The organism is Pseudomonas sp. NPDC087342 (genome assembly GCF_044744265.1).
Taxonomy (GTDB): Bacteria; Pseudomonadota; Gammaproteobacteria; order Pseudomonadales; family Pseudomonadaceae; genus Aquipseudomonas; species Aquipseudomonas nunensis.
Map to the genome: position 1 here is coordinate 1,515,596 of NZ_JBIUXZ010000001.1, position 21,026 is coordinate 1,536,621.

At 60.4% G+C, this 21,026-nt stretch carries 21 protein-coding genes; 10 read left to right on the forward strand and 11 right to left on the reverse strand.

Annotation, left to right across the window (positions count from 1 at the left end):
- The first annotated feature begins 45 nt into the window (after positions 1-45).
- From ACIOYV_RS06835 to ACIOYV_RS06845, 3 genes are all read left to right on the forward strand, one after another.
- Entirely contained in the window at positions 46-1,620 is a 1,575-nt protein-coding gene (locus ACIOYV_RS06835) for a flavin monoamine oxidase family protein (protein ID WP_401322100.1), read from the forward strand.
- A 131-nt stretch (positions 1,621-1,751) separates the two neighbouring features.
- Entirely contained in the window at positions 1,752-2,249 is a 498-nt protein-coding gene (locus ACIOYV_RS06840; protein WP_054614442.1) for a RidA family protein, read from the forward strand.
- A 36-nt stretch (positions 2,250-2,285) separates the two neighbouring features.
- Positions 2,286-4,760 carry a TonB-dependent receptor plug domain-containing protein gene (locus ACIOYV_RS06845; RefSeq protein ID WP_401322103.1) on the forward strand — a complete coding sequence of 825 codons (2,475 nt, stop codon included), beginning with the start codon at positions 2,286-2,288 and terminating at the stop codon, positions 4,758-4,760.
- A 214-nt stretch (positions 4,761-4,974) separates the two neighbouring features.
- Here the strand turns inward: ACIOYV_RS06845 and ACIOYV_RS06850 are convergent, their stop codons facing one another.
- The gene (locus ACIOYV_RS06850; protein ID WP_401322106.1) at positions 4,975-6,177 is read right to left on the reverse strand and encodes an NAD(P)/FAD-dependent oxidoreductase; all 1,203 of its coding nucleotides are present in this window, start codon (positions 6,175-6,177) and stop codon (positions 4,975-4,977) included.
- A 285-nt stretch (positions 6,178-6,462) separates the two neighbouring features.
- On the opposite strand from ACIOYV_RS06850, the gene ACIOYV_RS06855 reads away from it, so the two are divergent.
- On the forward strand, positions 6,463-7,017 hold the full coding sequence (locus ACIOYV_RS06855) for an Rrf2 family transcriptional regulator (protein ID WP_265038923.1): 555 nt from the start codon (positions 6,463-6,465) through the stop codon (positions 7,015-7,017).
- Between the two features lie 90 nt (positions 7,018-7,107).
- Here the strand turns inward: ACIOYV_RS06855 and ACIOYV_RS06860 are convergent, their stop codons facing one another.
- Complete coding sequence (locus tag ACIOYV_RS06860) at positions 7,108-7,443, reverse strand: hypothetical protein (RefSeq protein WP_401322110.1); 336 nt, start codon at positions 7,441-7,443, stop codon at positions 7,108-7,110.
- A 164-nt stretch (positions 7,444-7,607) separates the two neighbouring features.
- On the opposite strand from ACIOYV_RS06860, the gene ACIOYV_RS06865 reads away from it, so the two are divergent.
- Positions 7,608-7,847, forward strand: a complete 240-nt coding sequence (locus ACIOYV_RS06865) for a hypothetical protein (RefSeq protein WP_054050678.1) — start codon at positions 7,608-7,610, stop codon at positions 7,845-7,847.
- Positions 7,848-7,945: 98 nt separating this feature from the next.
- Here the strand turns inward: ACIOYV_RS06865 and ACIOYV_RS06870 are convergent, their stop codons facing one another.
- Positions 7,946-8,137: an SPOR domain-containing protein gene (locus ACIOYV_RS06870; protein WP_163914482.1), complete on the reverse strand. Its 192-nt coding sequence runs from the start codon at positions 8,135-8,137 to the stop codon at positions 7,946-7,948.
- Positions 8,138-8,348: 211 nt separating this feature from the next.
- Between ACIOYV_RS06870 and ACIOYV_RS06875 the strand changes: the two genes are divergently transcribed.
- Entirely contained in the window at positions 8,349-8,711 is a 363-nt protein-coding gene (locus tag ACIOYV_RS06875) for an NUDIX hydrolase (protein ID WP_163914480.1), read from the forward strand.
- 5 nt (positions 8,712-8,716) lie between these two features.
- On the opposite strand, the gene ACIOYV_RS06880 is transcribed toward ACIOYV_RS06875, so the two are convergent.
- The 8 genes from ACIOYV_RS06880 to ACIOYV_RS06915 form a co-directional block, all read right to left on the reverse strand.
- Entirely contained in the window at positions 8,717-9,490 is a 774-nt protein-coding gene (locus ACIOYV_RS06880; RefSeq protein WP_401322115.1) for a 1,6-dihydroxycyclohexa-2,4-diene-1-carboxylate dehydrogenase, read from the reverse strand.
- Between the two features lie 184 nt (positions 9,491-9,674).
- Positions 9,675-10,688 carry a benzoate 1,2-dioxygenase electron transfer component BenC gene (gene benC, locus ACIOYV_RS06885; protein ID WP_290027230.1) on the reverse strand — a complete coding sequence of 338 codons (1,014 nt, stop codon included), beginning with the start codon at positions 10,686-10,688 and terminating at the stop codon, positions 9,675-9,677.
- 10 nt (positions 10,689-10,698) lie between these two features.
- Positions 10,699-11,187, reverse strand: a complete 489-nt coding sequence (gene benB, locus ACIOYV_RS06890) for a benzoate 1,2-dioxygenase small subunit (protein WP_401322118.1) — start codon at positions 11,185-11,187, stop codon at positions 10,699-10,701.
- On the reverse strand, positions 11,184-12,548 hold the full coding sequence (benA, locus tag ACIOYV_RS06895; RefSeq protein WP_401322628.1) for a benzoate 1,2-dioxygenase large subunit: 1,365 nt from the start codon (positions 12,546-12,548) through the stop codon (positions 11,184-11,186). The genes benB and benA overlap by 4 nt, the downstream gene beginning before the upstream one ends.
- Before the next feature lie 308 nt (positions 12,549-12,856).
- Positions 12,857-13,816, reverse strand: coding sequence for an AraC family transcriptional regulator (locus ACIOYV_RS06900; protein ID WP_401322121.1), 960 nt, complete (start codon positions 13,814-13,816; stop codon positions 12,857-12,859).
- Between the two features lie 131 nt (positions 13,817-13,947).
- The gene (gene catA / locus ACIOYV_RS06905) at positions 13,948-14,877 is read right to left on the reverse strand and encodes a catechol 1,2-dioxygenase (protein ID WP_401322124.1); all 930 of its coding nucleotides are present in this window, start codon (positions 14,875-14,877) and stop codon (positions 13,948-13,950) included.
- A gap of 51 nt (positions 14,878-14,928) precedes the next feature.
- Positions 14,929-15,219: a muconolactone Delta-isomerase gene (catC, locus tag ACIOYV_RS06910; RefSeq protein ID WP_401322126.1), complete on the reverse strand. Its 291-nt coding sequence runs from the start codon at positions 15,217-15,219 to the stop codon at positions 14,929-14,931.
- A gap of 10 nt (positions 15,220-15,229) precedes the next feature.
- Positions 15,230-16,378, reverse strand: coding sequence for a muconate cycloisomerase family protein (locus tag ACIOYV_RS06915; RefSeq protein WP_401322129.1), 1,149 nt, complete (start codon positions 16,376-16,378; stop codon positions 15,230-15,232).
- 127 nt (positions 16,379-16,505) lie between these two features.
- Here ACIOYV_RS06915 and ACIOYV_RS06920 point away from each other — a divergent pair, with 127 nt between their 5' ends.
- The 4 genes from ACIOYV_RS06920 to ACIOYV_RS06935 all read left to right on the forward strand — a co-directional run bounded on the left by ACIOYV_RS06920 (position 16,506) and on the right by ACIOYV_RS06935 (position 21,008).
- Positions 16,506-17,390 carry a LysR family transcriptional regulator gene (locus ACIOYV_RS06920; protein WP_401322131.1) on the forward strand — a complete coding sequence of 295 codons (885 nt, stop codon included), beginning with the start codon at positions 16,506-16,508 and terminating at the stop codon, positions 17,388-17,390.
- Between the two features lie 169 nt (positions 17,391-17,559).
- Entirely contained in the window at positions 17,560-17,964 is a 405-nt protein-coding gene (locus tag ACIOYV_RS06925) for a PaaI family thioesterase (protein ID WP_163909730.1), read from the forward strand.
- A 46-nt stretch (positions 17,965-18,010) separates the two neighbouring features.
- A complete protein-coding gene (locus ACIOYV_RS06930; RefSeq protein ID WP_401322134.1) occupies positions 18,011-18,499 on the forward strand; it encodes a GFA family protein in 489 nt (162 codons plus the stop codon).
- A gap of 274 nt (positions 18,500-18,773) precedes the next feature.
- Positions 18,774-21,008 carry a TonB-dependent siderophore receptor gene (locus tag ACIOYV_RS06935; RefSeq protein ID WP_401322136.1) on the forward strand — a complete coding sequence of 745 codons (2,235 nt, stop codon included), beginning with the start codon at positions 18,774-18,776 and terminating at the stop codon, positions 21,006-21,008.
- The last annotated feature ends 18 nt before the right edge of the window (positions 21,009-21,026 follow it).

Below are 21,026 nucleotides of genomic sequence, written 5' to 3' on the forward strand. Positions count from 1 at the left end.
AAAACATCGACACCTACCAAAGCAAGTACATCAAGGAGCTGAACCATGGCCTTCTCCCGTAGGGAAATGATTACCCGTATCGCCGCTGTCGGCGGTTATGGTGCCGCTGTCGGCGCTCTCGGCGCGCTGGGGCTCACGCCTCAAGCCGTAGCCGCGAGCTTCAAACCGTTGCAACTGGGCAGCAGTGGCAAAGGTAAAAACGTGGTGATCGTCGGTGCCGGCATCTCCGGACTGGTCAGTGCCTATGAACTGCGCAAGGCCGGTTTCAACGTGACGATTCTCGAAGCCCGCGAGCGGGTTGGCGGACGCAACTGGACTTTGCGGCGTGGCACGAAAGTCGATTTCGACGACGGCGTCAGCCAGACCGTCGACTTCGATGAAGGGCAGTTCTTCAACGCCGGCCCGGCACGGATTCCCAGCCATCACCAGACCATTCTCGGCTACTGCCGGGAGTTGGGTGTCGAGCTGCAAGTGCTGGTCAACAGCAGCCGCAACGCGCTGGCCCTGCCGGACCCGAGCAAACCGGCGTTCCAGTTGCGCCAAGCGGTCAATGATACGCGCGGTCAGTTATCAGAATTGCTGGCAAGGACCGTCAGCCGCAAGGCCCTCGACCAGGACTTGAGCGTCGACGACCGCAAGGCACTGTTGAATTTCCTCAAGGTCTACGGCGACCTCAACGCCGATTTCCAATACAAGGGTTCGGTGCGCTCCGGCTACACCCGCGTGCCCGGTGCAGGCGATCAAACCGGTGTGACCCGCGCACCGCTGGAACTGCAAACCTTGCTCAATCCCAAGCTCTGGGGCGCATTGGTGTTCGATGAAATCCCCGAGTTCTCCTCGACCATGTTCCAACCGGTCGGCGGCATGGACCGAATCCCCTATGCGTTCTACGACAAGCTCAAGGACGCGGTGCGCTTCAACGCCGAGGTCAGCGATATCCAAACTTCCGAGAACGGCAGCCGCATCACTTATCGGGATCGCAAGACTGGCAAGACGCAAACCCTGAGCGCCGATTACGCCGTGGTCACTGTGCCGTTGCCGCTGCTGGCGAAACTGCCGAGCAACTTCAGCCCGCCGTTCAAGCAAGCGATTCTCAGCGCGCAAAGTGATCAGGCCAACAAAGTCGCCTGGCAGTCGCCGCGTTTCTGGGAAACCGACTTCAACATCTACGGCGGCCTCTCGTACCTGGATCACGAAGTCAAAGGCCTGTGGTATCCGAGCGATCGGCTGAACAGCGCCCAAGGCATTCTGGTCGCGGCCTACAACACCAGCGAATCAGCCCAGGCCTTCAGCAAAAAATCCCTCGCCGAACAGTTTGCCTCGTCCCGGCAAGCCGTCGAATTGCTGCACCCCGGTCACAGTGCGCAACTGCAAAAACCGGTGGCGATCAACTGGGCCAAGGTGCCGTTCAGCAAAGGCCCGTGGATCGTCAACGACGAAGTCGGCGAGAGCGCCTACCAGATTCTCAACGAACCCCAGGGCCGCACCTACCTGGCCAGCGACGCCCTCGCCCACGGCGGCGTCGGCATCTGGCAGAACAGCGCCGCCGACTCGGCGCGACGCATTGTCGGGCTGATTGGCCGGCATGCGGAGCGCACTCAATCGGGCGTTGCTGCCTGAAGCGCAAACCCCTGTGGGAGCGAGCCTGCTCGCGAAAGCGGTGTATCAGCCGCCATCAATGTTGCCTGACACACCGCCTTCGCGAGCAGGCTCGCTCCCACAGGTCATCGACTCATTTAAAGGAATAACCCATGAAAGCCATTACCTTGCTCACAGGATTGCTCATGACCGCCACCGCCCTCACCAGCCAGGCCGATGAAATCAAACGCATCGCCCTGCCCAATTCGAACTTCCCGATCTCGCTGGCAGTGTCGGTACCGGCGCAAACCGAATTGCTGTTCGTCAGCGGATTGCTCGCCGATCTGCACGACCCGAAAGCCCCCAAGGATTCCTTCGCCGCTTATGGCGATACCGCGACCCAGACCACTTCGATCCTCAACAAACTCAAGGGCGTACTGCAAAGCCAGGGCCTGGACCTCGGCGATGTGGTGCAACTGCGGGTGTTCCTGGTGGGTGATCCGGCCAAGGGCAACAAGCTCGATTTCGCCGGTTTGCAGGAAGGTTATACGCCGTTCTTTGGCAGCACCGCGCAACCGAACAAACCGGCACGCACGGCGATTCAAGTCGTAGCACTGCCGCTGCCCGGTGGCCTGGTGGAAATCGAAGCCGTCGCCGCACGCAAGAAATGACACGGAAAACACCCGAAATCCAGGAGCTTCACCTTTATGCGCAACTGCCAAGTACCTGCTTATCGCCCCTTATTATTGCCGCTGTCCTTTGCTTGCAGCCTGACCTCGTTCAGCCTCGAAGCCGCTGAAACCGGTGCGCCGACCCTCGACACTGTCGTCGTGACCGGCAACCGTGGCGCCGAGCAACGCACCGTCACCACCAGCCCGACACCGATCGATGTGGTGACCGGCGAACAACTGCGTTCCGTCGGCAAACCGAGCCTGCTCGAAGCGCTGAGCAAATTCATTCCCTCGTTCAACCTGCCGGACCGCGCCGGTTGGGACGCCAGCGGCGTGGTGCGCTCGGCGACTCTGCGCGGGTTGACCGCGTCCCATGTGCTGGTACTGGTCAACGGCAAGCGTCGGCACACCAGCGCCACGCTGAATATCAACGGGATCAACAGTGGTGCGGCACCGAGCGATCTGGACTTGATCCCGGTGGCGTCCATCGACCATATCGAGGTGCTGCGCGACGGTGCGGCGGCGCAATATGGTTCGGATGCGATTTCCGGGGTGATCAACATCATCCTCAAGCAGACCACCGGCGGCAGCTCCGACACCACCCTCGGCCAGGGTTATGACGGCAAGCGCGGCACCGGGCAGGAAGCGCTGAATTATGGTTTCCAGGTCGGTGAGGCGGGTGTGCTCAACGTGTCCCTCGACACCCGCTATCAGGAGCGCGACAACAAGGCCGGCAGCAACGGCTACAGCGCCCATTACTACCCGCAGGCCGACGGCTCGCCCGACCCGCGCGAAGCCGACGCCAGCCATCACACCTACAAGGGCTACGGCTTGCCGCGCAGCCAGTTGGCCGATGCCGGCTACAACCTCGACTTGCCGCTGAACGATGCGCTGACCCTGTATTCGTTTTCGACCGTGGCCACCCGCGAGAACAACGACGGCCAGAACTTCCGTCTGCCCAGCGGGCGCAACACCATCACCACCGGCCCCAACGGTTATCCCGATGGCTACAGCCCTTATTGGCTGGTCAACGAAACCGACTTCCAGTCCGCGTTCGGCGCCAAGGGCGACAACTTCGGCGGTTGGGCCTGGGATTTGAGCAGCACCTACGGGCGCAACTACGCCAAGCAACGCACCTACGACAACCAGAACCCGTCGCTGGGGGAAAACACCCCGAACAAGTTTACTTCCGGCATCTACATCGCCGATCAACTGACCAGCAACCTCGACCTGAAAAACAGCTACGAGATCGGCCTGGCCAAACCCGTGGACGTGGCCTTCGGTTTCGAGCATCGACGCGAAAGCTACGAAACCCGCGCCGGCTCCGAAGCTTCGTATATCGATGGCGGCTACGTGTTCCCGGTCGGTCATCCACGGGCCGGGCAACGTCCGGATCCGGGGGCGCAGGTCACCAACGGCATCACCCCTGAAGATGCACAGAAAGTCAGCCGCAACAGCGTCGCCAGCTACATCGATCTCGGCTTCTATCCGGTGGAACAGTGGTACGTCGGCGTCGCCGGGCGTTACGAGCATTACAACGAAGGCGTCGGCGGCACCCGCAGCGGCAAGCTCAGCACCCGCTACGAATTCAACCCGGTGTTCTCGGTGCGCGGCAGCGTCAGCAACGGCTTTCGTGCGCCGTCCCTGGCGAACCAGATTTTCACCGCACGCTCGACCGGGTTCGACACCATCAATGGCGTCTACCAGTCCTATAACTACGTGATCTTGCCGGTGGACTCTGCGGGTGCTCAGGCCTTGGGCGCCGAAGCATTGAAACCCGAACGCTCGACCAACTTCAGCCTCGGTTTCGCCCTGACGCCAAGCGAAGACTTGAGCCTGACCGTCGACGGTTACGTGATCAACCTGCGTGATCGCCTGGTCCTCAGCGAACGCTTCCAGGGCCCCGGCGTGGCCGCCCTGCTCGACGGCATCGGTGTGCCGGCCACGGCGGGCGCGCAGTACTTCACCAACGGCGCCAACACCCGCACGTCCGGGGTCGATGTGGTGGGTAATTATCGGCAGAACCTGAATCGCTACGGCACGGTGAAATGGACGGCGGCGCTGAACTACAACCACACGCAGATCCTCAGCGTGAACGACACGCCGGAGCAACTGACTGCGCTGGGCAACTTTCAACTGATGGGCCGCCAATCCCGGGCGCTGATCACTAAGACCTCGCCGAGCAGCAAGATGATTTTCGCCGCCGATTGGGGCATCAACGACTTCGACGTCAACCTGCGCCTGACCCGCTATGGCACCTACACCGAGGTCAACAGTTCGAGCGATCCAAGCCTGGACCGCGAGTATTCAGCCAAATGGATCACCGACCTCGACGTCGCCTATGCCCTGAGCAAACAACTGACCGTGGCCGTGGGCGCGCAGAACCTGTTCGACAAATACCCGGACCATATCGGCGTGTCCAACTCGTCGTTCGGCGATAACTGGGGCAGCTATTCGCCGTTCGGTTTTACCGGCGGTTACTACTACACCCGGTTGCAATATGCGTTTTGATCGCAGCTTCTTTTGAGGGACAAATCGCAGGCAAAAAAAAATCCCAGGCAGCTGATGGACGCCTGGGACTTAAAAATGCATAAACCGTGGTGGTGAACGCGGGGCAATATTAACCTACTAAAACACTTTGAAACAATATATTTCTGCGCACCGTTCGGTTAATTAAAATCGTAAGCCCTTATATATCAACACTATTTGTGCGGACTTCCACGCCTCAGGCGATCGGAATCAGCGGATCTGCAGCCGCCCACGCCGTTTCACGATTGGCCGCTGGCGGGTAAATCCACACGGTGTTGATCTGGGTTTTAAGCTCTTTGCCTTCCTGCTTCACCAGTTTCACCTGGCGATCCCAACCCTCGGTGTACACCGCTCCCCAGGCGCCCAGGTCCAGGCACGTCACGTACTTGGGCTGGCTGTACGGCGTCGGGTCTACGCCGAGAATCTGCGCGGCCACGTTGTTGCCGGCATGACGACCGAGGACGATGGCGTGTTGGCAAGTCATCAACGCGTGATTGCCGATGTCGTCGGAGGCTGCATAAGCCACGTCTCCGGTCGCGAAGATATCGTCCTGGCCAATGACTTTCAGGTGCTCGTCCACGTGCAGACGGCCAAGGTTATCGCGTTCACCCGGGATCTGTTCGGTCAGCGAGCTGGCGCGCACGCCAGTGGTCCAGATCACGGTGTTGGCTTCGATGCGCTGGCCGTCGGCCAAAGTCACACCGTTTTCGTCGACCGACACCACCGTCGATTTCAGCTGCCACTTCACCCCCAGTTCAGTACTGGCTTCGGCGATGGATTGGCTGATTTCAGCGCCCATGGACGCACCGACTTTTTCGCCGCGATCAACGATGATCACGTTGATGTCGGCGCGATCACCCAGGATCGCTCGCAGGCGGGCGGGCATTTCAGTCGCAGTTTCAATCCCGGTAAAGCCGCCACCAGCCACCACAACGGTGTTGCGGGCGTTGCTTTCTGGCAGGTTGGCGAGGGATTTCAGGTGGTTTTCCAGGCGCACGGCTTGTTCGATCTGATCGACGTCGAAGGCATGTTCGATCACGCCGGGGGTGTTGGACGACGCCAGACGGCTGCCGGTGGCCAGAACGAGTTTGTCGTAGCTGCACACCTGTTTGGCGCCCGACGCATCAATGTAGCCAACCTGTTTTTGCTCGACGTCGATGGTTTCGGCGGCGCCCTGGAGGAACTTCACGCCGACCGCGTCGAACAACTCGCCAATCGGCGCAGCTAGTTGATGCGCATTCGGTTCGTAGAAGCGCGGACGCACGCGCAGCTCGGCCTGTGGGGCCAGGACGGTCACTTCAACGGCGTCGTGATTGTGAATATCGAACAGACGCGTAGCGCTCAAAGCCGTCCACATGCCACCGAAACCTGCACCAATGACCAGAATCTGTTGTTTCATTTTTAACTCCGAGTGGAAAACCAGGTAATGAATTTGTTTAGGGTCAACGACCGCTGCCGACCGAACAACTACGACTCTATTAGTCGCCTTTAAATCAAACAAGTCAACATTACTGATCATTCCAATCGGTTTATCAGATCTGTTTGTGCAACCCTTCTAAACCGGCCATCACTGGCCCGGCGCATCTTAAAAACATGAAGCACCCAGCAACCGCAGCCGATGAAGCGCGTTGCCGCCCTCCCGTTTCGCTGCTAATATTTACGACTATATTAGTCGGAGATCACTATGTCTCTTTACAGCGCAGGCGTTGAGTACGGCATTCATTGCCTGCTTTTTCTGGTGGGCAATGGCGGCGACTCCCGCGAGGCGAGCGTGCGCGACCTCGCGGAGCTGCAAGGCGTGCCGCTGGATTATCTGGCCAAGATCTTCACCAAACTGGCCAAGGCCAAACTGGTGGTGGCCACTGAAGGCGTGCGCGGTGGTTTCAAACTGGCCAGGTTTGCCGATGAAATCACCCTGCTGGATATCGTCAACGCCATCGACGGCCAGAAGCTGATCTTTGATTGCCGCGAGATTCGTGGACGTTGCGCCTTGTTCGAAGGCTCGGCGCCAGCCTGGGCGCTGGACGGTGGCTGCGCAGTGCACGGGGCAATGATGACCGCGCAGAAACGTATGGAAGACGCCCTCGCCCAGACCACCATTCTGGACCTGGCCCGAAAGGTCGGACGCAAGGCCCCGCCGGAGTTTGCCGGGCAGGTGGATGAATGGCTGGTGGATCGACGGGAGAAGAAAGGCATCGGCAGCGAGCAGAACATCACGCTGACCGACATCACCGACTAATTAACTGTGGCGAGCAAGCTCGCTCGCCACAAAAAAAAGCCGAAGCTGGAATCATCCGGCTTCGGCTTTTTGCATATTCAATACCCAGTCTTACAGGCAGTCGCGCACCGCCTGCCGCATCGCCGCCGATTTCGCCCACGGCGGCCCCTGATACAACGACACCCGGCTGCCATCCTTCGACTTCACGATATCCAGGATCTCGTCCGCCGTGATGATGCTCGGCGCGGTCAGGCGATAGCCGTTGGAAATGCCAATCTGAGTGGTCTTGGGAATCTGCTGCTGCCACAACGGCAGCACGCACGCGACGTAGTCTTTGGGCGGCTTGCTGCTGTATTTGCTGACATTGGGCTCGCCGGGAACCAGGGACGCGGGCAATGAGCAACCCGCCAACATAGCCACCGCTACCCCCGCTATCAACATCCGCATGATGCTTCCTTATCCTGAAAAACGGCGAATGTAACGCGTCGTTGCAAAGACATCCAGCGAACGATTGGTAAAAGCGACAGACCGCCACGCGGCCTTACGAACGGAACACCCGGCGCGGCAAACGGGGCTAATCTTTCGTAGCGGGGATTTTGCAGGAGATCATCATGTGGCTTAACGAACTCGAACAGGAACTTCGGCGCGACCTCCAGGGCGTGGAGTCGAATCTGCGGTGGTCGGCGGTAGAACTTTTGCGCCTGGCGGAGCAGTTTCGCCAGGCCGGCAATGAAGTGGATGCGCAAGTAGCCCTACGTCTGCGGGAAGTGCTCCAGGGGGACGAAGAACGGCTGAAGAGCTACGCCGAGGAGGTCAAGGCGCGGCACATCAGCCGAACGAAACCTCAATAACGCCTCTCCCGGCTCACCGGCGGCATGGGCAATGATGGCGGTCGCCCCCCCCATAAAAAAAGCCCCGACACAGGCCGGGGCTACTCGTACGACATTAACTACTGGCTACGCGCCGGCCGACTCGCCCGCGCCTTGTAGGCCGGCAAGGATGCGGCGAATGCGAGTGCCTCTTCACGGCTGCCAAAGGCACCCAGGCGGTCACCTTTGGTGCACACCCGCCATGGGCCGTGGTTCACGCTGAGTACGTCGTAACCGTTCATGTGCATCTTGGTCAGCATCTCAATGCTCATAGTCACCTCCTTTTGGGCAGTGAAAATCAAAGATTGACCGGCCTACCTTACACCCGGCCCCGGCGCGGGTGCCGACCAGACGTCGCGACATCGGGTGGCACTTTCGGCTTGCGCGGCAACTCCAACCCTTGAAACCGCCGAAATACGGGGCCTTGGCCCTAATATTGCAGTTTTATGACTGTTTTATGACAAACGAGCAATCAGGTAACACATGAAAGTACGCGCCACCGTTATTTGCGAGCAAGACCGACACGTCCTCTTGGTGCGCAAGCCAAGGTGTCGCTGGACCTTGCCCGGCGGAAAGGTCGAGCCAGGCGAAACCAAAATGGACGCCGCTGTGCGGGAACTGGCGGAAGAAACCGGGCTTGGGGTCGACGGCATGCTGTACCTGATGGAGCTGGAGGACGGCAGCACCCGCCACCATGTTTATGAAGCGTCGGTGGTGAACCTGCATGAAGCCCGGCCGCTCAACGAGATTATCGATTGCATGTGGCATCCACTGGACGCCGTCCACAACCTGAAAACCAGCGACGCCACGCTGCGAATCGTCAAAGCGTTTCAGCGCCGCTTGTAAGGTGCTCAGCCCAGATCGCCACCGCCCACCGGCATGATCATCCCGGTGATGTACGAGGCCTCGTCGCTGGCCAGAAACAGGATAGCGCTTGCCTGCTCATCCAGCGTGCCGTAACGCTTCATCAAACTGCTGTCGAGGGTCTGGTCGACGATCTGTTGATACCAGACCTGTTCCTGGGCACTTTGCCCGGCGCTGTTGCGCGGAATCGCACGCGGTGGCGCATCGGTTCCGCCGGGCGCCGTGGCATTCACCCGAACCCCGCGCCCGGCGGTCTCGAAGGCCAGGCACGCGGTCAGTGCATTCACTCCGCCCTTTGCCGCGCCGTAAGGCACGCGATTGAGGCTGCGGGTGGCAATGGAGGACACATTGACGATCGCGCCGCTGCCTTGCTCCAGCATGAATGGCAGCGCGGCATGGCAACACCACAGCGTCGGAAACAGCGAGCGCCGGACTTCGGCCTCGATCTGCTGTTCTTCGTAATGCTCGAACGGCTTGGCCCAGATCGTCCCGCCGACGTTGTTGACCAGCACATCCAGGCGCCCAAAGCGCTCGACGGCGGTTTTGATCACGCGACTGCATTCGCTGTACTGCTCAAGATCGGCGGTCAGCGCGAGCACCTGATGGGCCTGGCCCAATTGCTGTTGCACCTCGAATATCAGCTCCGAACGATCGACCAGAATCAACCGCGCGCCCTCCGCCGCCATCCGCTCGGCAACCCGCCGGCCGATGCCTTGGGCGGCGCCGGTGATCAGCACGACTTTTTCCTGAAACCTGTTCATATATCCCTCACTTGCACAAAACGCGATCTGTAGCAGCTGGCGAAGCCTGCGTTCGGCTGCGAAGCAGTCGTAAAACCTGAGCGCGAGGTCTTCCTGGAATACCGCGTCGCCTGATATCACGACTGCTCCGCAGCCGAACGCAGGCTCCGCCAGCTGCTACAAAAATAAGTTGTGGCGAAGATAGTCACGCCGCGCTGGCGGCAAACTTTTCGTAGTAGAAATTGGCCGGCGCGATGCCCTGCTCGCGGATGAACTGGCTGACCGCTTCGACCATCGGCGGCGGGCCGCACAGGTAGACGTCCACGTCGCCATCGTTCAAATGCCGGGGCTCGATGTGCTGGGTCACGTAGCCCTTGAGCGGATGCTGGCTGTCGGGGTTGGCCACGCAGGCGCTGAAGCTGAAATTCGGGATGCGCGCAGCGAAGGCTTCCAGTCGATCCAGCTCCACGAGATCGAAGTCATTGGTCACGCCGTAAATCAGATGCAGCGGTTGCTCACTGCCCTGCTCGGCAATTTTCTCCAGCATCGCGGTGAACGGTGCCAGGCCGGTGCCGCCCGCCAGCAATAACAGCGGTCGGCGGATTTCACGCAGGTAGAAACTGCCCAGCGGTCCGGCCAGGGTCATGCTGTCGCCAGCCTTGGCCATGCCGGTGAGGAAGCTGCTCATCAAGCCGCCGGGCACGTTGCGAATCAGGAAACTGACCTCGCCGTCACGCTGCAACGAGCTGAAGGAATACGCACGGGTCTGCTCGCTGCCGGGCACCCCGAGGTTCACGTATTGCCCCGGCAGGAACGCCAGTTTGCTCAACGCCTCGCCCTTGATCGACAGCGCGATGGTGCTGTCGGACAACTGGCGCAGGTTGCTGATGGTGGCTTCAAAACTGGCCTGGCGAGTGCGGCAGACATCCGACGCAACCGGCACCCGCACCACGCAATCGCTCTGGGCACGCATCTGGCAGGTCAGGACAAAACCCTGCTCGGCTTCATCGGCGCTGAGAGCGTCTTCGATGTACTCGTCGCCCAAGTCATAACGACCGGCCTCGGCGAAACATTTGCAGGTGCCGCAGGCGCCGTCACGGCAGTCCAGCGGGATATTGATTCCCTGGCGGTACGCGGCGTCGGCCACGGTTTCGTCGGGATTGGCGTCGATGAACCGGGTGACGCCGTCTTCGAAATTGAACGCGATGGAATGAGTCATGACGGCCGCCTCACAAGTGGTAAACGTCGATGACCTGGCGAACGTAATCGTTCTTCAGGATCACTTTCTTGGCCTTGATCAGCGGGTTTTCGCCGCGCACATCGAGGGTGTAGAAACTGCTGCCGAAATAGCTGTCGACGGTCTTGTAGCGAAAGCTCAGGGTGTGCCAGTTGAAGCGCACCTTGCACAGGCCATCGGCGTGTTCGAGCAGCTCGATATTGCTGATGTTGTGTGAGGTGCGGGTGTCCGGAATGCTCGCGCTGGAGCGCTCGGTCTTGATGCGGTAGATGCGGTCTTCCAGGCCGGTGCGATTGCCGTACCAGATCAGCGAGATTTCCCGCTGCGGGTCTTCGGTGAGCTCGTCGTTGTCGTCCCACGACGGCATCCAGAACGACGCATCGGCGGCGTACAGTTCCAGCCAGTCGTCCCATTGTTTGTCGTCGAGGTAGCGCGCTTCGCGGTAGAGAAAGTCGCGCACGGCTTCGTAGGTGATGGTCATTGCACGGCCTCCACGTCGATCAGCTCGGGCTGTTCAGCGGCCAGCGCCTTGAGCATCGTCTGTTGCCAGTATTTGTGTTGCAGCACGAACAGGCCTTCGTCTTCAGTGCGCACACCGCTGAGCAACGGGTGCAGGTCGATTTCCCGGGCTGCGTCATCGGCACCTTCGACCCAGTGTTCGGCGCCACGGGACATGTCGTTCCAAGTGGTGACGCTGCCCTGATAGCCGGTCTGGCACGAGCGAAATTCCTCCAGATCGTCCGGGGTGGCCATGCCGCTGACGTTGAAAAAGTCCTCGTACTGGCGAATCCGGCTCGACCGCGCACTGTCGCTTTCACCTTTGGGAGCGATGCAATAAATGGTGATTTCCGTGCGGTTGACCGAGATCGGCCGGGCGATGCGAATCTGTGAGCTGAACTGGTCCATCAGGTACACGTTCGGGTACAGGCACAGGTTGCGCGAGTTCTCGATCATCCAGTCGGCGCGGGCCTGGCCGAAGTCTCGGGCCAACTCGTCGCGACGTTCGAACAATGGACGGTCCTCGGGGTTGGACCAACGGGTCCAGAGCAGCATGTGGCCCTTGTCGAACGAGTAAAAACCGCCGCCCTGCTTGGCCCAGGTGCCGGCGCTCATGGTGCGGATGTCTTCGCCGGCCTCACGCTGTTTGCGCTGGTTCTGGGTGGCCGCGTAGTTCCAGTGTACCGAGCTGACGTGGTAACCGTCGGCGCCGTTTTCGGCGGTGAGTTTCCAGTTGCCTTCGTAGATGTAGCTGGAGGAACCGCGCAGCACTTCAAGGCCATCGGCGGACTGGTCGACGATCATGTCGATGATCTTCGCCGACTCTCCCAAGTGCTCCACCAGCGGCACCACATCGGCCTTGAGGCTGCCGAACAGGAAACCGCGATAGGACTCGAACCGCGCGACCTTGGTCAGGTCGTGGGAGCCCTCGCAGTTGAAACTCGTTGGGTAACCCGCTTCGGCCGGGTCCTTGACCTTGAGCAGCTTGCCGGAGTTGTTGAAGGTCCAGCCGTGAAATGGGCAGGTGTAGGAGCTTTTGTTGCCGGTCTTGTGCCGGCACAGCATGGCGCCGCGATGGCTGCAGGCATTGATGAATGCGTTGAGTTCGCCAGCCTTGTTGCGCGCGATAAAGATCGACTGGCGGCCCATGGTGGTGGTGTAGAAATCGTTGATATTGGGGATCTGGCTTTCATGTGCCAGGTACAGCCAGTTGCCTTCGAAGATGTGTTGCATCTCCAGGTCGAACAGGCGCGGGTCGGTGAACATCTCGCGTTTGCAGCGGTAGATGCCGTGTTCTTTGTCGTCTTCCAGCAGGGAGTGAAGGTATTCGGGTCGCAGGGAAATGGCCGCCGCCTCCATTGTTTTTATTCAGGCAGGGCCATGCTAGGACGGGGGGACGGGGCGGACTATCCGATGGGTGCAGACCTTTATCCGTTTAGTGCAGCAGCAGATGCACACGCACACGCACACGCACAAGTACACTTAAACGTACACGTAGCAGCTGTCGAGCCTGCGAGGCTGCGTTCGAGTGCGAAGCGCTCGCAAAATGGCTCCCCGGCATTGCAGGCAGAGCGCGTTGTTCCTTGGCGAGCGCTTCGCACTCGAACGCAGCCTCGCAGGCTCGACAGCTGCTACAGGTGCTTTGCGATGTTTCAGTGCCGGCGCTTGAGGGTGTCCGACGGCAACTCGCCAAACTGCTTGCGATAGCTGTCGGAAAACCGTCCCAGATGCAGGAAGCCGTAATCCATCGCCACTTCCGTGACGTTGCGCACGTTGCAGGTCGGGTCGCTGAGGCAGGCGTTGATGCGCTCCAGGCGTTTCTGGCGGATGTAGTTTTTCGGCGTGGCCCCGGCGTTACGTTCGAACAGGCCATACAGCGAACGCACACTCATCCGCGCCTGACGCGCCAGTGCTTCGCTGTCGATGTCTTGCTTGAGGTTGCGCGCAATGTAGTCGGCAATCCTCTCGAAGTTGGCCGACGGCGCGCCGAGGCTGACCCGGCTCACATTGGTTTTCATCAGGCTGAGCATCTTGCTGATGATGATCTGCGCGTAATGCTCCTGCACTTTAAGAATCTGCTCGGTGGCCTCGGCCTCCTGGCAAATCATCGCCAGCAGGTTGACGAAGCCCTCCAGTTGATCGAGCTGATAACGGTTCTGCAGAAACCGCACGCCCTGCCCCGGATAACCCCAGCGCTGCTCATCACACACCGACTCCAGCAACCGGGTCGGGACTTTAAGGATGAATTTTTCGCAATCGTCGGAATAGGTCAGGTCCACCGGATCGTCGGGGTTGATCAGCAATAACTCGCCGGGTTCGAAGTAGTGTTCCTGGCCATGCCCGCGCCACAGACAGTGGCCGCGCAGCAAGACTTGCAGGTGATAAATGCTGTGGAGCGCACCCGAGGTGACCCGCACGCTGGCGCCGTAGCTGATGCGGCACAAGTCCAGGCTGGCGAATTTGCGGTGATCGAGACTGGCCAGCGGCTGGCCGGCACGGGGCATCAGCAGGCAATGGTTGCCGACGTGCTGATTGACGTAACCCGACACCGCGTAAGGGTCGGCGTGGTCGAATACTCTGCTGCGCTGACTCAACAGTTGCGCGTGCATCATCGGGTCACTCTCGTTGTTATTGTTGATGTGTGTGTGGGAGCGAGCCTGCTCGCGAAGGCGGAATCAGCTTCAACATCACCGTTGACTGATACTCCGCTTTCGCGAGCAGGCTCGCTCCCACAGGGGACCTGTCAGTCTTCCAGGGCACGCACCCGCTCATGGCGCTGTTGTTCCTCCGGCTGGGCGGACGACTGCAAGGTGAAGTCGAAGTCGATTTCGGCAAATCGACCGCTGACACCGTGGGCCGCCGCACGCTGCGGATCGTCGCTGAAAGTGATGTGTGCAATCAGCTCATCACGGGTGGCATAGGCGAAATCGTCGTGCAGGTATTTGTCGCCGTCGAGGTTGATCTGGGTGGTCAGGTGGCGATGGTCCGGCGCCGAGATAAAGAAGTGGATATGCGCCGGCCGCTGCCCGTGACGACCCAGTTGATCGAGCAATTGCTGGGTCGGACCGTCCGGCGGGCAGCCGTAGCCCGACGGCACGATGCTGCGCAAACGATAACGGCCCTCGGCATCGGTGACGATCCGGCGACGCAGGTTGAATTCGGATTGCGTGGCATCGAAGTACGAATAGGTGCCACCGGTATTAGCGTGCCAGACATCCACCACCGCCCCGGCCAACGGTTCGCCAGCGGTATTCAACACCCGGCCTTGCATGAACAGGGTCACCCCCGGATCGACACCGTCATCCAGCCGCGACTCACCTTCCGACAATGGCGCACCGGCCACATACAGCGGCCCTTCGATGGTCCGCGGCGTGCCGCCAGACTTGCCGGCCTGCTCGTCTTCGGCGTCCATCAACAGGTCGAGGTAATGTTCCAGGCCGAGCCCGGCCACCAACAAACCGGCCTCCTGACGCGCACCCAGCACGTTGAGGTAATTCACGGCTTTCCAGAACTCTTCCGGGGTCACGGCGAGGTCTTCGATGATGTTCACCGAATCCCGCAGGATCCGGTAAACCAGCGACTTGACCCTTGGATCACCGGCCTCGTTGAGCAGACCGCTGGCCTCTTCGAGAAACTTCTGGGCGCTGGCAGTGTGGGAAATCTTGACGTTCATGGTGGTTCCTCATCTTGTAGTTATTAGCGTAGCGAACTGAACGGGCCGGGGTCAGCGGTCATCCTCGCGAATCGAAGACGGATGCCGGCACAGCGCATCGATCTCGATGGCCATGTACGGAAACAGCGGCAACTGCATCAGCAGGTCGTGCAACTCCTGAACGCTATCGACATCGAACACGCTGTAATTGGCGTAGTGCCCGGCGATGCGCCACAGGTGGCGCCATTTGCCCTGCTCTTGCAGGCGCAGGGCCAGGGCTTTCTCGTCGGCCTTGAGCCGGGTGGCGAGTTCGGGGTTGATGTCGAGCGGCAGGTTCACGGTCATTTTTACGTGGAACAACATGATGCTCTCCTCAGGCTTGATAAACGGCAGTGGAAGATTTGTCGCGGCGCAAGAACGCCAGGCGCTCCTCATCCAGGCTCAGGCCCAGGCCCGGCGTGTTCGGTACGTGCAACTCAAAATCGCGATAGATCAGTGGCTCGCTGAGAATGTCTTCGGTCAGCAGCAACGGGCCGAACAGCTCGGTGTCCCAGGCGAGTTTGTTCAGGGTGATAAACGCGTGGGCCGAGGCCAGCGTGCCGATCCCGCCTTCGAGCATGGTGCCGCCGTACAGGCCGATACCGGCTGCTTCGGCAATCGCGGCGGTTCTTAGCACCGCGCGCGGGCCGCCATTCTTGGCGATTTTCAGCGCGAACACTGAGGCAGCACCTTCGCGGGCCAGGTTGAAGGCATCTTCGACGCATTCTATGGACTCGTCGGCCATGATCGGCGCCGGGCTGATCGCGTTCAAACGTGCCATGCCGGCGCGGTTGTTGCGCGAGATCGGTTGTTCGATCAGGTCAATGCCGTTGGTGCCGAGGATCCGGCAGGCGCGCAGTGCCACCGCTTCGTCCCAGGCCTGATTGACATCGACCCGCACACTGGCGCGATCGCCCAGGGCTTTCTTGATCGCGATGACGTGGGCCAGGTCGCGGTTGACTTCGCCAGCACCGATTTTCAGCTTGAAGATCCGGTGGCGGCGCAGGTCGAGCATTTTCTCCGCTTCGGCGATGTCCTGCGCGGTGTCACCGCTGGCCAGGGTCCAGGCCACCGGCAGTGCTTCTCGAACCCGACCGCCCAACAGCTCGCTGACCGGCAGGCCAAGGCGCTTGCCCTGGGCGTCGAGCAACGCGGTTTCGATGCCGGATTTGGCAAACGTATTACCCCGAATGCAGCGCTCCAGACGCAACATCGCCGCGTTGATGTTGCCGCTGTCCTCGCCGATCAGTAGCGGCGCGAAGTGTTTGTCGATGTTGGTCTTGATGCTGTCCGGGCTTTCATTGCCATAAGCCAGGCCACCGATGGTGGTGGATTCACCGATGCCTTCGATGCCGTCGGCGCAGCGCACACGGATGATCACCAGGGTCTGGTTCTGCATGGTGTGCATCGCCAGTTTGTGCGGGCGGATGGTCGGCAGATCGACGATGATCGTCTCGATCGATTGAATGGCTGTTGCACGCATGTCGATACCCGTCAGGTTCTTAAAGTTCTAAATCGGATTCTCATACGGCTTTTCCGTGGCGGCCAATATAGAATTGGTCTGGCTCGATACCTTAAAGGTATCCAACCTGTCAGTGCCCGGAGGCTCCATGGAACTGCGTCACCTGCGTTATTTTCAGGTGTTGGCTCAAACCCTCAACTTCACCCGCGCCGCCGAACTGTTGCACATCGCCCAGCCGCCATTGAGTCGCCAGATCCAGCAACTGGAAGACGAACTCGGAGTGCTGTTGCTGGAACGTGGGCGGCCGCTGAAACTGACCGACGCCGGACGGTTTTTCCATGAGCATTCCAGTGCACTGCTGGAGCAACTGGGCAAGGTCTGCGACAACACGCGGCGGATCGGCCTCGGTGAAAAGACCTGGCTGGGCATCGGTTTTGCGCCGTCGACGCTGTACGGCGTGCTGCCGGAACTGATTCGGCGATTGCGCAACCCCGAGGGTATGGAGTTGGAACTGGGGCTCTCGGAAATGACCACCCTGCAACAGGTGCAAGCGCTCAAGGCCGGGCGCATTGATGTGGGTTTCGGGCGGATCCGTATCGACGACCCGGCGATCATCCAGACCGTGCTCACCGAGGATCGTCTGGTCGCCGCCCTGCCCGCCGGCCACCCGCTGTTGGCAGGACCTATCAGCCTGCGGGAGCTGGCGAAAGAACCCTTCGTGCTCTACCCCGGCAACCCGCGCCCGAGCTATGCCGACCATGTGATCGCCCTGTTCGAATCCTATGGCGTGAGCATCCACGTGGCGCAATGGACCAACGAACTGCAAACCGCGATCGGCCTGGTGGGCGCTGGCATCGGCGTCACGCTGGTGCCGGCCTCGGTGCAACTGCTGCACCGCGACGACATAGGCTTCACCCCGCTGCTGGAAGACAACGCCACCTCACCGATCATCCTCAGCCGACGGGTGGGCGATGTGTCACCGGGATTGAGCCATTGTTTGCAGATGATTGATCAATTGCTGCCACGAAACTGAACCGTGATCCAGCACCCAGGCTGGCGTCAGGCCAGTCGGGTCGGCCGAGTTTGCTCGCAAGCTCCCCGGCCCATTCACCACAAATCCCTGCGTCCATCACCCTTTCTTATCCACCATGACTTCCCCCCAAACCCGGCGCATGTTGTGATTTCAACCGGAGGGATTCGTCATGCTCAATGCACTCAAACAGATCAATTCAACTTCAGCCTTCAACCGCTGGGCTGGTTTTGAAGTGACCCGCGCCGAGAGCGGTGAAGCCGACCTCACTATGGCGTTTCGAGAAGAGGATATGGCGCAATACGCCGGTTTCCTGCACGCAGGGCTGATCGGCGCGCTGCTCGACACCGCCTGCGGGTTTGCTGCCGGGACGGTGGCCGGGAACGTGCTGGCGTCGCACTTCTCGGTCAACTGCCTGGCCCCGGCGGTCGGTGAAGTGTTTATCGCCAAGGGCCGGGTGGTGAAGGCCGGCAAGAAGCAAGTGTTCGCCCGTGCCGAGTTGTTCGCGCAAACCGGTGACCAATTGAAACTGGTGGCGACCGGCGACGCGATTCTGGTGCCGGTCGAAAGTCGCTGAGGGTCTAGGCTGTCTTGAGTCCATTCAAGAACCGCCGGAGGTTGTCATGCAGCTCGAAGGTTCGTGCCATTGCGGCGCGGTGTCGTTCAATCTGACCAGCGCCCACCCCTACCCTTACCAGCGTTGCTATTGCTCGATCTGCCGCAAGACCCAGGGCGGTGGCGGCTATGCGATCAACATCAGTGGCGACGCCAACAGCATGAAAGTGCGCGGGCGCAAACACATTGCGATCTACCATGCGCGGCTCAAGGAAGACGGCGATAAACGCGCGCATAGCAGCACCGCAGAACGGCATTTCTGTTCGGTGTGCGGCAGCGGGTTATGGCTGTTCAGCCCGGAGTGGCCGGAGCTGATCCACCCGTTCGCCTCGGCCATCGACACCCCGCTGCCGGTGCCGCCGGAGCACACGCATTTGATGCTGGGTTCGAAGGCGTCTTGGGTGGAGGTTGAGGTGAAGCCCAAGGATCAGGAGTTCGATGTTTACCCAGAAGAGTCGATTGCCGAGTGGCATGAGCGGTTGGGTTTGAGCCAGTGACACCAACTGAACACACTCCCTGTGGCGAGGGGGCTTGCCCCCGTTCGGCTGCGAAGCAGTCGTAAAACCAGGGGACTCGGTGTATCTGGCAGATTGCGGGGGCCGCTTCGCGCCCCAACGGAGGCAAGCCCCCTCGCCACAGCAAGCTCCCTCGCCACAGGTTTTGTGCTCGGAATCAGATTATTTTCCACCCCGCAGTTCCCCTTTGCGTTTTTCGTTCGGTTAACCCTTCAGAAGCATTCAATTACCGACCGATTGATACAAAGGGACCGCCATGCCGCACCACCTCGCCGCGCGTTTTCGTTTTGCCTTGTGCCCTTTGGCACTGGCCCTTCCGGCCGCCCTGCTGAGCCTTGCCTCCGCCGCCCAAGCCGCTGAAACCGGCACTTCGAAAGGCGATGCATTGCAACTGGACGCCACCAACATTTCCGCTCAGGGTTTGGGCGCGACCACCGAAGACACGCATTCCTACACCACCGGCCAGACGTCTTCGGCCACCGGCCTGCCGTTGTCGCTGCGGGAAACCCCGCAATCGGTCACCGTGATCACCCGTCAGCAAATGGACGATCGCGGTGTGCAGAGCGTCGGCGATGCGTTGCGCAATACCCCCGGCATCTCGACGCAAAAATACGACAGCGACCGCACCGAGTTTTCCGCCCGTGGTTTTGCCATCACCAACTTCCAGTACGACGGCGTGAACCAGCCTTACGACGGTGTGTATGGTGAAAACCCCAACAACAGCGACGACTCCGCCAGCCTCGACCGCATCGAAGTGATCAAGGGCGCGACCGGCCTGATGACCGGCTCGGGCGATCCGTCCGCCACCGTCAACCTGATCCGCAAAAAGCCGACCAAAGAATTCAAAGCCTCGATCAGCGGCACCGTGGGTTCGTGGGATGCCTATCGCAGCGTTGGCGATATTTCCGGTTCGCTGAATGAATCCGGCAGCGTGCGCGGTCGTTTTGTCGGTTCGTACTCGGACAAGAATTCCTATCAGGATCACTACAGCCAGAAGAAAGACCTGTATTACGGGATTCTCGAAGCCGACCTGACGCCCGATACCCTGCTGACCTTCGGCATCGACAAATCCAGTGCGACCCCGCGCGGCAGTTCCTGGACCGGCAACCCGACATACTTCTCCGATGGCGGGCGCACTGACTTCCCGCGTCACTTCAACCCGGCCGCCGACTGGAGCCGCCGCGATTTCGACGAAACCACCTATTTCGCCTCGCTGGAGCAGGCCCTGGCGAATGACTGGAAACTCAAGGTCAGCGTCGATCAGAAAACCACGGTTCACGACACCCAACTGGCCTCGGCCAGCGGCGGCAACCCGGATCGCGCCACCGGCGAAGGCATGTTCCTTTACTGGGGTCGCTGGGAAGGTCATCGGGTGCAGAACACCGCTGACGTGAACGTCTCCGGACCGTTCAGCCTGGGTGGTCGCGAGCACGAACTGGTGGCTGGCGTCATGACGTCCCACTCGCGCCAGACCGGTTCGACCTACGACACCAGCGCCTTCGAACTGGTGCCGGGCAGTATTTATGACTGGAACGGTCATCTGCCGAAACAGGAGTTCCCGAAGAACGGCAAATACGAGCGCACCCAGAGCCAGAACGGCGTGTACCTGGCCACACGCCTGCGCCCGACCGACGACCTCTCGGTGATCCTCGGCAGCCGCTTGAGCACTTTCAAGTACAACGAAGATTACGGCTACAACCCTGGCGCCGGCCTCGACGACACCCACGCCAGTTACAAGGAACACGGCGTGGTCACACCTTACGCAGGGGTGATCTATGACCTGAACGATGTGTACTCGGTTTACGCCAGCTACACCTCGATCTATCAGCCACAAACCTACAAGGACATTAACGGCACGACCCTGGCCCCGATCGAGGGCGACGCCTATGAAACCGGTCTGAAAGCGGCTTATTTCGACGGCAAACTGAATGCCAGCCTGGCCTTGTTCCGCATCGAGCAGGACGGCGTCGCGGAGTCGATCGGCACCAACGCGATCACCAACGAAGGCATCTACAAAGCGGTCGATGGCACCAAGACCCAAGGTATCGAGCTGGAACTGGCCGGTGAACTGGCGGACGGCTGGAACCTGTCGGCCGGCTACACCTACGCCCGCACCCGCGATGCCGACGAACAACGGATCTTTGGCTTCCCGCTGTCCACCAGCAAACCGGAGCACGTGGTGCGCACCTTCACCACCTATCGCCTGCCCGGCGCGCTGGACAAGGTGACCGTCGGTGGCGGCATCAGTTGGCAGAGCGCCTTCTACGGCAAGATCTACAGCCCGACCGTCGGCGACTACACCCAGATCAAACAGGGCGGCTACACCCTCGTGGACCTGATGACTCGTTATCAGTACAACGAGCATCTGAGCTTCACGGCCAATGCCAACAACGTGTTCGACAAGCGTTATTTGACGGGTTTGGGCAACTTCGACACCACGTTCTATGGCGAGCCGCGGAATTTGACGTTGACCACGAAGTGGGATTTCTAAGGTCGGACGGACAGCTTT

Excerpts from the sequence above, each read along its gene's own strand:
- ACIOYV_RS06930 (WP_401322134.1), top strand. The coding sequence starts at position 18,011 with ATGCAGCTCGAAGGTTCGTGCCATTGCGGCGCGGTGTCGTTCAATCTG.
- ACIOYV_RS06915 (WP_401322129.1), bottom strand. The coding sequence starts at position 16,378 with ATGCGTGCAACAGCCATTCAATCGATCGAGACGATCATCGTCGATCTG.
- catA (WP_401322124.1), bottom strand. The coding sequence starts at position 14,877 with ATGAACGTCAAGATTTCCCACACTGCCAGCGCCCAGAAGTTTCTCGAA.
- catC (WP_401322126.1), bottom strand. The coding sequence starts at position 15,219 with ATGTTGTTCCACGTAAAAATGACCGTGAACCTGCCGCTCGACATCAAC.
- ACIOYV_RS06835 (WP_401322100.1), top strand. The coding sequence starts at position 46 with ATGGCCTTCTCCCGTAGGGAAATGATTACCCGTATCGCCGCTGTCGGC.
- ACIOYV_RS06900 (WP_401322121.1), bottom strand. The coding sequence starts at position 13,816 with ATGATGCACGCGCAACTGTTGAGTCAGCGCAGCAGAGTATTCGACCAC.
- benB (WP_401322118.1), bottom strand. The coding sequence starts at position 11,187 with ATGACCATCACCTACGAAGCCGTGCGCGACTTTCTCTACCGCGAAGCG.
- ACIOYV_RS06840 (WP_054614442.1), top strand. The coding sequence starts at position 1,752 with ATGAAAGCCATTACCTTGCTCACAGGATTGCTCATGACCGCCACCGCC.
- ACIOYV_RS06875 (WP_163914480.1), top strand. The coding sequence starts at position 8,349 with ATGAAAGTACGCGCCACCGTTATTTGCGAGCAAGACCGACACGTCCTC.
- ACIOYV_RS06870 (WP_163914482.1), bottom strand. The coding sequence starts at position 8,137 with ATGAGCATTGAGATGCTGACCAAGATGCACATGAACGGTTACGACGTA.
- ACIOYV_RS06845 (WP_401322103.1), top strand. The coding sequence starts at position 2,286 with ATGCGCAACTGCCAAGTACCTGCTTATCGCCCCTTATTATTGCCGCTG.
- ACIOYV_RS06850 (WP_401322106.1), bottom strand. The coding sequence starts at position 6,177 with ATGAAACAACAGATTCTGGTCATTGGTGCAGGTTTCGGTGGCATGTGG.
- benC (WP_290027230.1), bottom strand. The coding sequence starts at position 10,688 with ATGACTCATTCCATCGCGTTCAATTTCGAAGACGGCGTCACCCGGTTC.
- ACIOYV_RS06855 (WP_265038923.1), top strand. The coding sequence starts at position 6,463 with ATGTCTCTTTACAGCGCAGGCGTTGAGTACGGCATTCATTGCCTGCTT.
- ACIOYV_RS06880 (WP_401322115.1), bottom strand. The coding sequence starts at position 9,490 with ATGAACAGGTTTCAGGAAAAAGTCGTGCTGATCACCGGCGCCGCCCAA.
- ACIOYV_RS06860 (WP_401322110.1), bottom strand. The coding sequence starts at position 7,443 with ATGCGGATGTTGATAGCGGGGGTAGCGGTGGCTATGTTGGCGGGTTGC.
- ACIOYV_RS06865 (WP_054050678.1), top strand. The coding sequence starts at position 7,608 with ATGTGGCTTAACGAACTCGAACAGGAACTTCGGCGCGACCTCCAGGGC.
- ACIOYV_RS06935 (WP_401322136.1), top strand. The coding sequence starts at position 18,774 with ATGCCGCACCACCTCGCCGCGCGTTTTCGTTTTGCCTTGTGCCCTTTG.
- ACIOYV_RS06920 (WP_401322131.1), top strand. The coding sequence starts at position 16,506 with ATGGAACTGCGTCACCTGCGTTATTTTCAGGTGTTGGCTCAAACCCTC.
- ACIOYV_RS06925 (WP_163909730.1), top strand. The coding sequence starts at position 17,560 with ATGCTCAATGCACTCAAACAGATCAATTCAACTTCAGCCTTCAACCGC.